This is a genomic window from Klenkia sesuvii (genome assembly GCF_037083825.1).
GTDB lineage: Bacteria > Actinomycetota > Actinomycetes > Mycobacteriales > Geodermatophilaceae > Klenkia > Klenkia sesuvii.
This window is the reverse complement of record NZ_JBAPLU010000027.1, coordinates 41,488-51,751: the sequence shown is the minus strand read 5'-3', so window position 1 is coordinate 51,751 and position 10,264 is coordinate 41,488. Positions and strand designations below refer to the sequence as shown.

The 10,264-nt window shown below is 74.5% G+C and carries 10 protein-coding genes; 6 read left to right on the top strand and 4 right to left on the bottom strand.

From position 1 onward, the window contains the following. On the top strand, window positions 1-973 hold a 973-nt coding region (ilvA, locus tag TEK04_RS19170; RefSeq protein ID WP_336405964.1), incomplete at its 5' end, for a threonine ammonia-lyase IlvA. 122 nt (window positions 974-1,095) lie between these two features. On the opposite strand, the gene TEK04_RS19165 is transcribed toward ilvA, so the two are convergent. Continuing rightward, window positions 1,096-3,402 (bottom strand): transketolase-like TK C-terminal-containing protein, encoded by a 2,307-nt coding sequence (locus TEK04_RS19165; RefSeq protein WP_336405963.1) that lies wholly within the window; start codon window positions 3,400-3,402, stop codon window positions 1,096-1,098. Between the two features lie 203 nt (window positions 3,403-3,605). On the opposite strand from TEK04_RS19165, the gene TEK04_RS19160 reads away from it, so the two are divergent. Next, window positions 3,606-4,577 carry an AraC family transcriptional regulator gene (locus TEK04_RS19160; protein ID WP_336405962.1) on the top strand — a complete coding sequence of 324 codons (972 nt, stop codon included), beginning with the start codon at window positions 3,606-3,608 and terminating at the stop codon, window positions 4,575-4,577. Window positions 4,578-4,592: 15 nt separating this feature from the next. Next, complete coding sequence (locus tag TEK04_RS19155; RefSeq protein WP_336405961.1) at window positions 4,593-5,507, top strand: SCO6745 family protein; 915 nt, start codon at window positions 4,593-4,595, stop codon at window positions 5,505-5,507. Between the two features lie 89 nt (window positions 5,508-5,596). Here the strand turns inward: TEK04_RS19155 and TEK04_RS19150 are convergent, their stop codons facing one another. Together TEK04_RS19150 and TEK04_RS19145 are read right to left on the bottom strand one after the other, a co-directional pair. Beyond that, window positions 5,597-6,616 carry a zinc-dependent alcohol dehydrogenase gene (locus TEK04_RS19150; RefSeq protein WP_336405960.1) on the bottom strand — a complete coding sequence of 340 codons (1,020 nt, stop codon included), beginning with the start codon at window positions 6,614-6,616 and terminating at the stop codon, window positions 5,597-5,599. After that, on the bottom strand, window positions 6,613-7,134 hold the full coding sequence (locus tag TEK04_RS19145) for a DinB family protein (protein WP_336405959.1): 522 nt from the start codon (window positions 7,132-7,134) through the stop codon (window positions 6,613-6,615). Before TEK04_RS19145 ends, TEK04_RS19150 begins: the two co-directional genes overlap by 4 nt. 193 nt (window positions 7,135-7,327) lie before the next feature. Between TEK04_RS19145 and TEK04_RS19140 the strand changes: the two genes are divergently transcribed. Genes TEK04_RS19140 through TEK04_RS19130 form a run of 3 tightly spaced genes read left to right on the top strand, consistent with a single transcriptional unit; the run spans window position 7,328 to window position 9,978 of the window. Next, window positions 7,328-8,530, top strand: coding sequence for a CaiB/BaiF CoA transferase family protein (locus TEK04_RS19140; RefSeq protein ID WP_336405958.1), 1,203 nt, complete (start codon window positions 7,328-7,330; stop codon window positions 8,528-8,530). After that, window positions 8,531-9,448, top strand: coding sequence for a hydroxymethylglutaryl-CoA lyase (locus TEK04_RS19135; protein ID WP_336405957.1), 918 nt, complete (start codon window positions 8,531-8,533; stop codon window positions 9,446-9,448). Beyond that, the gene (locus tag TEK04_RS19130) at window positions 9,445-9,978 is read left to right on the top strand and encodes an NADPH-dependent FMN reductase (RefSeq protein ID WP_336405956.1); all 534 of its coding nucleotides are present in this window, start codon (window positions 9,445-9,447) and stop codon (window positions 9,976-9,978) included. The genes TEK04_RS19135 and TEK04_RS19130 overlap by 4 nt, the downstream gene beginning before the upstream one ends. A gap of 4 nt (window positions 9,979-9,982) precedes the next feature. Here the strand turns inward: TEK04_RS19130 and TEK04_RS19125 are convergent, their stop codons facing one another. After that, entirely contained in the window at window positions 9,983-10,222 is a 240-nt protein-coding gene (locus TEK04_RS19125) for a hypothetical protein (RefSeq protein WP_336405955.1), read from the bottom strand. Window positions 10,223-10,264 lie beyond the last annotated feature (42 nt).

Sequence of the window (10,264 nt, the reverse complement as noted above, 5' to 3'; positions counted from 1 at the left end):
CGTCCGGGGCACGGTCGTCGTGCCGGGCACCACGCCCAAGCAGAAGCGGCAGCGCATCGTGGCCCTCGGCGGCGACGCCGTCACGTTGCGGGTCGAGGGCGACACCTACGACGACGCGGCCCGCACCGCCGCCGAGCTGGCCGCCACGTCGGGCGCCGTCGTCGTCCCGGCGTTCGACGCGCTCTCGACGGTCGCCGGGCAGGCGACCGTCGCCGTCGAGCTGCTGGCCCAGCTGCCCACCGCACCCGACGTCGTCGTCCTGCCCGTGGGCGGGGGCGGGTTGCTCGCCGGGTGTGCGACCTGGCTGCGCGAGTACTCCCCCGCGACCCGCCTGGTCGGCGTCGAACCCGCCGGCGCCGCCGGCATGGCTGCCGCGCTCACCGCCGGGGAGCCGGTGACGCTGGCCGAGATCGACACCTTCGTGGACGGCGCCGCCGTCCGGCGGGCCGGGGAGGTCACGTTCCCGCTCGTCCGGGACGCCGGGGTCGAGCTGGTCGCCGTCCCCGAGGGCGCCGTCTGCACCGAGATGCTCGACCTGTACCAGGTGGACGGCGTCATCGCCGAACCCGCGGGCGCCCTGGCCACCGCCGCGCTGGCCTCGGGTGCCGTGGCCGTGGAGCCCGGGCAGACGGTGCTCGCGCTGCTCTCGGGCGGCAACAACGACGTCAGCCGGTACGCCGAGGTGGTCGAGCGCTCGCTGGTGCACCGCGGGCTCAAGCACTACTTCCTGGTCGAGTTCCCGCAGGAGCCCGGTGCGCTGCGCCGGTTCCTCGACGAGGTGCTCGGCCCGGACGACGACATCGTGCTGTTCGAGTACCAGAAGCGGGACAACCGGGAGACCGGCGCCGCACTGGTCGGCATCGAGCTGGGTGCCGCGGCCGGGCTGACCCCGCTGCTGGCCCGCATCGCCGCCGGCCCGCTGAGGATCCAGCACCTGGCCCCCGGGACGACGGCCTACCGCTTCCTGGTCTGACGGCCCGGGCGACGTGGATCAGCTGGGTTCACGAATGGCCGTCCTGGATCACCGGCGTCGGTGAGCCAGGACCGACGCCGGTGAACCCAGCTGATCCACGCCCGGGCTGCAGCGGGCGGGGCCTAGTCGAGGAGGTCGAGGGCGGCGGCGACGACGGAGTCGGTGTCGATGCCGTGGTGGCGGTACACGCTGGCCAGGTCGCCGCTCTGGCCGAACCGGGTCACGCCCAGGTGCGCGGCGGGCACGCGGTGGACACCGGCCAGGAACGCCAGGGTGTGCGGGTGGCCGTCCAGCACGGTGACCATCGGCGCGGCCCGGGGGTGCGGGAAGACCTGGTCGAGCACGGCGGTGGGGGCGTCGTCCTGGCCGCGGCGGGCCTGCAGCGCGCGGAACAGCAGCCCGGGGCTGGTCACCACCACGACGTCGGCGGGGTGGCCGAGGCCGGTGAGCCGGTCGGCTGCCTGGAGCCCCTCGGTGATCAGCGCACCCATCGTGACCACGGTGACCGCGGGCTCGGCGACCCGGCGCAGCGCGTACGCCCCGGCCACCACCTGGCGACGGCGGCGCTCGCGGGCGGCCGGGTCGGCCGGGACCGCGGCCAACGTCTGGTCGACCGGGCGGGTCGACAACCGCAGGTAGGCGCTGGTGCCACCGGGCTTGCCGAGCCGGCCGAGCGAGGCCAGCAGGCACCACTCGGTGTCCAGCGCGAAGCCGGGCTCGTAGCTGACCACGCCCGGCTGCTCCAGTCCGATCGAGGGCGTGGTGATCGACTGGTGCGCCCCGCCCTCCCCGGCCAGCGTCACCCCCGACGGCGTGCCGACCAGGATCGACTGGCCCCCGGCGTAGACCCCGAAGCTCCACGGCTCCAGCGCCCGGGACACGAACGGGTCGTACATGACCCCGATCGGCAGCAGCGGCTGCTCCCACCGGCTCCAGGTGGCGCCGAGCTCGCCCATCAGACCCACCAGGTTGACCTCGGCGATGCCCAGCTCGACGTGCTGGCCACTGGGTCGCTCGCGCCAGTGCAGGATCGTCTCGGGGTCGTCGGAGAACCAGTCGCGGCGGTCCTCGGCCGACCACACGCCGACCTTGTTCACCCAGCCGCCCAGGTTGGTGGAGGAGGACACGTCGGGGCTGACCGTCACCACCCGGGCACCGGCCTCGGGCGCGGCGCGGTTCAGGTCGAGCAGGGTGCGGCCCAGCGCGGCCTGCGTGGTCGCCGTCCCGTTCGGGGTGCGACCCAGGTCGGTCGGGACGGCGGGGGCCGGCGCGCCCTCGTGCGGCGTCCGGCTCAGCCGGTCGGCCGCCGCGGACAGCAACCGGCCCGGCTCGGACGCCGGGTCGAAGCGGGCCCACGGGTCGGCCGGGTCGACACCCACCCGGGCGGCGAGCTCGTGCAGCTGGGCCTCGGTCAGCAGCGCGGAGTGGTTCTGGGGGTGCCCCTCGGTGGCCAGTCCGTAGCCCTTGAGCGTGTAGGCCAGGACGACCGTCGGGCGGGTGTCGTCGATCTGGGCGAACGCCTGCCGCAGCGCCGCCAGGTCGTGCCCGCCCAGGTTGCGCACCGCGGCGACCAGGTCGTCGTCGGACACCCCGGCGATCAGCCCGGCGATCGCGGCCGCGCCCGCGCCGTCCCCGGGCAGGTGCTCGCGCAGCTGCGCGGCGTCGCGGCGCAGCATGCGCTGGTACTCCGGGTTGGTCATCTCGTCGATCCGGCCCCGCAGCTGCGGACCGCCCTCGCGGGTGTACAGCTCCTCCAGCAGGGCGCCGTACTTGACGGTGAGCACCTGCCAGCCGGCCGCGGCGAACATGCCCTGCAACCGGGTGGCCCCGAAGGTGGGCACCACGCGGTCCAGCGACTGCCGGTTCAGGTCGACCACCCAGCAGACCTCGCCCAGCTCGGCCACCATCGGGTCGACCACGGCCTCCCACACCGCGCCCTCGTCCAGCTCCGCGTCGCCCACCAGCGACCACTGCCGGCCCGCGCCACCGGTGCCGAACTGGGTGTTGACGTACCGGCGCGCGATCGCGCCCCAGATCGGCGCGGTGGCCCCGATGCCCACCGAGCCGGTGGAGTAGTCGGCGGGCACCGGGTCCTTGAGCCGCGAGGGGTAGCTCTGCAGGCCGCCGAACTCCCGCAGCGTGGTGAGCGCGGAGGCCGGCAGCTGGCCCAGCAGGTACTCCAGCGCGTGCAGCACCGGCGAGGCGTGCGGCTTGACCGACACCCGGTCCTCGGGGCCGAGGGTCTCCAGCCACAGCGCGGTCATGATCGTGGTGATCGAGGCGCTCGACGCCTGGTGGCCGCCCACCTTGAGCCCGGTCGGGTTGGGCCGTACCCGGTTGGCGTGGTCGACGATCGCGCTGGCCAGCCAGAGCACGCGCTCCTCGACCTCGCGCAGGGCTGCATCGGGGCGGGTGGTGACGGCGGTCATGGGTCCAGGGTGGCCGACGGGTGCACCCCGGGCCAGCCGCTGCCCGCAGCACAGGATCCGCCAGGTGCGGAGCAGCACGACTGCGCTCAGCGGATACCCGGGCGCACGGAGCGGTTGGCAGATCGATCGCGCACCACCTAGATTCCGGGCGAGCTGTGGTCTGTGCCACAGAGCGAGACGCCGAGGTCCGTGCGGAGGTGCCGGTGATCGAGCCGCTGTCGCGGTTCCCCGTCGTGGGCACGCACAGCCTGGAGGAGGCCCAGGACGCCGTCACCCGCGTCTACCTCGAGCACGACCTCACGGCGCCGGCCGACCAGGTGGACATGCGGCTCAACGCCGTCTCCGACCGCAACTTCACCCTCGGCTACCTGACCTACGGCGCGCAGACCGAGCTGGTCATGCCGCCGACCGAGGACTGCTACCACGTCAACCTCACCACCGCGGGGAGCACCGACGCCGACCGCTCGGACGGCGCGCGCACCCGCACGCTGGCCCGGGTGTCGGGCGCCGTGCTCAACCCGCGCCAGCGCAACACGGTGCGCTGGACCGCGGACGCCGAGCAGCTGATCCTGAAGATCCCGCGCGCCAGCCTCGAGTCCCACCTCGGCGACCTGGTCGGTCGCTCGGTGGCCGAGGTGCTCGACTTCGACTTCGGGCTCGACCTCACCGCCCCGGCCGGGCAGTCGTTGCTCAACTCGGTGGAGTTCCTGGCCCGCGAGCTCGACCGCCCGGGCGGGCTCGCCGACATGCCGCTGGCCCGCGAGCAGCTCGAGGCGTTCGTGATGACCCAGCTGCTGCACGCCGGTCGGCACCAGTTCTCCGACGTCCTCGCCGCCCCGGCCCGGGCGCTGGAGCACGGCCGGCTGGCGCCCGTCGTCGCCTACCTGGAGGAGCACGCCGACCAGGCCCTGACCCCGCAGCAGCTGGCCCGGGTCGGGTGCATGAGCGTGCGCACCCTGCACGCGGCCTTCCAGCAGCAGTACGGCGAGTCCCCGATGAGCTACCTGCGCCGGGTGCGGCTGGACCGGGTGCGCGCCGAGCTGGTGCACGCCGACCCGACCACCGTGCGGGTCACCGACATCGCGATGCGCTGGGGCTTCTTCCACCAGAGCCGTTTCGCCCAGCAGTACCGGGACCGCTTCGGCGAGCTCCCGTCCGCCACCCTGCGCCACTGATCCGGGAGACCCACCGTGGACTACGACGAACTGTCGGCCGCCTTCCTCGCCGAGCCCGCCGCCGGCCGACCCGCCCCCCGGATCCCGACCGGCGCCGCGCGCTCGCTGCGCGACGCCGCCGAGCCGTTGGCCACCATCGGCTTCTGGGGCAAGCCCGCCTACGCCGCGATGGAGGCCCTCGGCCTGGAGTTCCTCACCGGCTACGTCTGGGGCCGCAGCGCGCCGATGGGCGAGCCGAGCGCACCGGTCGTGGTCGCGGCGTTCGGGGTGTTCGAGCCCGGGCTGGTGACCTCGCTGTACGACCAGGCCCGGGGCATCGCCTCGCGCGAGGACGTCCTGGCCGCCCGCGAGCGCGGTGCCGTCGAGTCGCTGCACGAGGTGCTCGGCGACGTCCCGACGTCGGAGGTCGAGACCGCCGTGGCCCAGCTGCGCCTGGCCACCGACGTGGCCGTCGCCGACGTGGCCGGCCGACCGCTGGTGGCCGGGCTGGCGTCGCTCCCGTGGCCGGCCGACCCGTGGGGCCAGCTCTGGCACGCGCTGAACATCCTGCGCGAGTACCGCGGCGACACCCACCAGGCGGCCAACGTCGCCGCCGGGCTGACCGGCGTCCAGATGAACCTGGTGACCGAGTACTGGATCGGCTGGGAGCCGCGCGCCTACGCCGGCACCCGCGCGTGGTCGCCCGAGGTGATGGACGCCGCCGACGCCGACCTGCGCGAGCGCGGCTGGCTGGCCGACGGCGAGCTGACCGCCACGGGCCGCGCCGAGCGCGACCGCATCGAGCAGGTCACCGACGAGGCCATGGCCCGGGTGCTCGCCCCCATCGGCGACGACGTCGGTGCGCTGACCGAGCAGCTGGACGGCTGGAGCAACCGCGTCGTGGCCGCCGGCGCGGCGCCGTCGGACCCCTACAAGCGCGTCTCGGGCTGACCCTGCCGCAGGCATGGGAGCCCATGCACCCACCCACGGTCCCCGTGCGCGGGTGCATGGGCTCCCATGCCTGCCGGAGCAGCAGACCGTCAGGGCTCCAGCAGCACCTTGATGGCGCCGTCGCGCTTGGTGCTCGCGACCTCGAACGCCTCCTCGGCGTCGTCGAGGGGGAACCGGTGCGTGACCAGTGGGCTCAGGTCGACCCGGCCGGCGCGGATGAGCTCCAGCGAGCGCTCGTACTGCCCGCGCCCGCCGTTGCCGCCGACCCCGAACACGGTGGCGGTCTTGAGCATCATCGGGACGACGGGGATGCCCGGCAGGTCGTTGGCGTAGCCGATGAACGACGCCTTGCCCTCCTTGCGCACCAGGTCGATCACCGACGCCGAGGCCGCCGGCGCACCCGAGGTCTCGACGACGATGTCCGGGCCGGTGCCGCGGTGCATCTCGCGGATGGTCTCCACCAGCCCTTCGGTGCGGCTGTCCAGGCAGTCGGTGGCCCCGAACGCCCGCGACACCTCGAACACCTCCTCCCGGACGTCGGTCACGGTCAGCCGGCCGGCACCGCTCAGCGCCGCGAACCGGGCCACGGCCAGGCCGATCGGGCCCTGGCCGAGCACCAGCACCGAGTCGCCCAGCTTGATCTGCAGCCGGTCGATGCAGTTGAGCGCCACGGCGAAGGGCTCCAGCAGCGCCGCACCCCAGATCGGCACGCCGTCCGGGATCGGCACCAGGTTCACCCGGGGGACGGCGACCAGCTCGGCGAAGCAGCCGTCGCTCCACAGCCCGATCAGCTTCTTGTTCGGGCAGTCGAGCGAGGGCCCGTCGACGCACGCGGCGCAGGTGCCGCACGGCAGCGAGGGCTTCACGGCGAACTGCCGACCCACCAGCGACTCGTCGACGCCCTCGCCGACCGAGACCACGGTGCCGGCGAAGTCGTGCCCGGGCACCCTCGGGAAGGGCGAGTCGATGCGGCCCTCGAACTGGTGCGCGTCGGTGCCGCACAGCGAGGCGACGTCGACGTGCACGACGACGTGCAGCGGGTCGGCGGTGGGGTCGGGCCGCTCCTGCACCTCCACCCGGCCGACCCCGGTCAGGACGACGGCCTTCACGCCGCGTCCTCGCCGGTGTACCCCTCGGGCACGACGAACCGCTCGGGCAGCTTGCCGCGCGAGGCCAGGACGGCATGCAGCTGGTCGCGGTGGTGCACCACGTGGCCGACGACGATCGGCAGCCACTCGGCCACCGTCATCCGGCCCAGCGTGGTGATCTCCACCGACCGCTCGAGGATCTCGGGCGTGTGCATCGGCAGCGTCGTCACCATGGTGCGGCGCAGGGAGGCGATCTTGTCGGCGGCCTCGGCGGCGGTGGGCGGGACCGCGCCGATCGTGTCGTGCCCGATCTCCTCCCGGTAGAAGAAGTCGAGGTCGGGGTCGGCCTGCAGCCGAGCGATGTCGGCCACCCAGAGCAACCCGGCCAGGGTCATGTGGCTGACCACCGTCGCCCCGGTCCAGCCGCCGCCGGGGTCGGCGACGTGCAGGTCGCCGTCGTCGATGCTGCGCAGCAGCTCCTCGACGGCGGTGAGGGTGCGGTCGGCGATCCGCGTCTGCGTCTCGACGATGTCGGACATGGTTCTCCCGTCGTCGTCGCCGGGCTGCGGTGCCCGGCGTCACACGGGAAGGTAGGGCGCAATGCATGTCTCGTCCAGGAGGTGCGGGCGACCGTGCACGGAGCGGATGGAGGTCCGCCGGGCGCGGATGGTCGACCACCTGACCCGCACCTAGCGTCAGGCCGGACCGCCGCACGACGACGTGAGGAGCTGCATGTCCGCCGGAGCGCTCGACGGCATCCGCGTGCTGGAGATCGGCACGCTCATCGCCGGCCCGTTCGCCGGGCGCCTGCTGGGCGACCAGGGGGCCGACGTCATCAAGGTCGAGGCCCCCGACCGGCCCGACCCGCTGCGCACGTGGGGTCAGGCGCACGAGGACGGCCGCGGCTTCTTCTGGACCGTGCACGCCCGCAACAAGCGCTGCATCACCCTGGACCTGCGCAGCGAGCGCGGGCAGGAGCTCTTCCTGGAGCTCGCCGCGGGCGCCGACGTGGTGGTGGAGAGCTTCCGACCGGGCACCCTCGAACGCTGGGGCCTGGGCTACGACCGGCTGTCCGCGGCCAACCCCGGCCTGGTGCTCGCCCGCGTCTCCGGCTACGGCCAGACCGGGCCCCTGGCGGCGCAGCCGGGGTACGCCAGCGTCGCCGAGGCCCGGGCCGGCCTGCGCTTCGTCACCGGCTTCCCGGGCCAGGCCCCGGTGCGCATGGCGCTGTCGATCGGCGACTCCCTGGCCGGCATGTTCGCCTGCCAGGGCATCCTGACGGCGCTCGTCGCGCGCGCCCGCACCGGGCAGGGGCAGGTCGTGGACGCCGCGCTCACCGACTCGTGCCTGGCGGTGACCGAGTCGATGGTGCCCGACTACTCCCGCGCCGGGCTGGTGCGCCAGCCCAGCGGCACCCGGCTGGACGCCATCGCCCCCTCCAACAGCTACGAGACCGCCGACGGCACCTTCGTGATCATCGCGGCCAACCAGGACACGCTCTTCCGCCGGCTGTGCGCGGCGATGGACCGGCCCGAACTCGCCGACGACGTCCGCTACGCCACGCACACCGCCCGGGCGCGGCACCAGGACGAGCTCGACGGCCTCATCGGGGCGTGGGCGAAGGACCTGCCGCCGGACGACGTCGTCGCCCGCTGCAGCGCGGCCGGCGTCGTCGTGGGCCCGGTGGCCACCGTGGCCGACGTCGTCACCGACGAGCAGTTCCTCGCCCGGGACATGCTCGTGCCCCACCACGACCTCGGGGTGGACGCCGACGTCCTGGGCCCGGGCGTGACCCCGCAGCTCTCGGCGACCCCGGGTGCCGTGAAGTGGGCCGGGCCGCCGTCGCCCGGCTCCCACAACGCCGAGGTCTACGGCGAGCTGCTGGGGCTGGCCGACGACGACCTGGCCGCGCTGGCCGCCGAGGGGGTGGTCTGAGTGGAGCTGCCCGCATCGGTCGACGTCCGCGAGGTCGGCATGCGCGACGGCCTGCAGCTGGAGGACCCGATCCCGCTGGCGGCCAAGCTCGCAGTGCTCGACGCACTGGTGGCCACCGGGGTGCGGCGCATCGAGGTGACGTCGTTCGTGTCATCGAGGGCGGTGCCGGCGCTGGCCGACGCCGACCAGGTGGCCGCCGAGCTGGGCCGGTACGACGGCGTGCACTTCTCCGCCCTGGTGGCCAACCTCCGCGGGGCGCAGCGGGCGGTCGACGCCGGCATCCCGCACCTGGAGTACGTGGTCAGCGCCGCCGACTCGCACTCCCGGGCCAACGCCGGCCGGCCCACCGCCGAGGCCGGGGCGGCGATCGCGGCGATCGCCGAGGTCTCGCACGCCGCCGGCGGCACGCTCGAGGTCATCATCGCCACCGCGTGGGACTGCCCGTTCGACGGACGGACCGATCCGTCCCGCACGCTGGACGTCGTCAGCACCGCGGTCGCCGCCGGCGCCGACCAGCTGTGCCTGGGCGACACCATCGGCACGGTCACCCCGAGGCGCGCGGTCGAGCTGCTCGACGCCGTCCGGACGGCGGCCCCCGGGCTGCCGCTCGGCGCCCATTTCCACGACACCCGCGGCACCGGCCAGGCCAACGCGCTGGCCGCCGTGCTGGCCGGGGTCACGCAGCTCGACGCCTCGGTCGGCGGCCTGGGCGGCTGCCCGTTCGCTCCGGGGGCCAGCGGCAACATCGCCACCGAGGAGCTGGTGTACTGGCTCGCCGACTCCGGCGTGGAGACCGGCATCGACCTGGACGCCGTGCTGGCAGCGGCCGCGGTCACCGAGCGGGCCGTCGAGCACCCGCTGCCCAGTTCGCTGTACCGCGCCGGCGGCGCCAGCCGGCCCCGGGGGGAGTTCTCGTGAAGGTGCTGGGGATCGTGGGCAGCCCGTCGGTCGGCGGCCGCACCGAGGCCGGGGTCGCGGGTGTGCTGGCCGGGTGCACCGGCGCGGAGACCGAGAAGCTGAGCCTGGCCGACACCGACGTCGCCACCGCGCTCGACGCCCTGGAGGCCGCCGACGCGGTCGTGTTCGGCAGCCCCACCTACCGGGCCTCGTTCTCCAGCCTGCTGCGCAGCCTGTTCGAGAACGCCGAGCGCGGCAGGTACACCACCGAGACGAAGGCGCACCTCGCCGGGACGACGGCGGCGATCGTGATGACCAACAACGCGCCCGAGCACTTCCTCGCCCAGGACTCGCTGCGCAGCCTGCTCGCCGGCTTCTACGGCTGCCAGGTGCTCAGCCCCGGTCTGGTGCTCACCCACCCGCACTTCGACGGCACCGAGCTCACCGCCGACGCCGCGGAGCTCGCCGCCTCCCACGGCCGCGCCCTGGTCGACCTCACCGCGGCCGTGCAGGGCTCGCCCGCGATCCGGGCGCTGCAGCCGCAGGTGTGAGCCCTCAGTTCGCGACGGCGTAGAGGATCGACCACACCAGACCGACCACGGCGATGGCCGTGAGCACGACGGCGGCCACCAGGCGCAGCCCGTGGCGGCCGCCGCTCGCGGGACGGACGCCCTTGCGGCCACGCCGGGCCAGGTTCCCCTGCGCCCGCGTCCACCGCAGGGTGTTGCCGATCCAGACGGCGGCCAGCACCGCCACGGCCGCGAAGAAGACGACCGCCCACCAACCCGTGTCCATGCGACTCCTCGAGGACGTGACCGGCGATCGCCTCGATCTGGA

What these genes read in the sequence shown, in the direction of transcription:
- TEK04_RS19165 (WP_336405963.1), bottom strand. Translation starts at nt 3,402, where the DNA reads ATGACCGCCGTCACCACCCGCCCCGATGCAGCCCTGCGCGAGGTCGAG.
- TEK04_RS19140 (WP_336405958.1), top strand. Translation starts at nt 7,328, where the DNA reads ATGTCCGCCGGAGCGCTCGACGGCATCCGCGTGCTGGAGATCGGCACG.
- TEK04_RS19145 (WP_336405959.1), bottom strand. Translation starts at nt 7,134, where the DNA reads ATGTCCGACATCGTCGAGACGCAGACGCGGATCGCCGACCGCACCCTC.
- TEK04_RS19125 (WP_336405955.1), bottom strand. Translation starts at nt 10,222, where the DNA reads ATGGACACGGGTTGGTGGGCGGTCGTCTTCTTCGCGGCCGTGGCGGTG.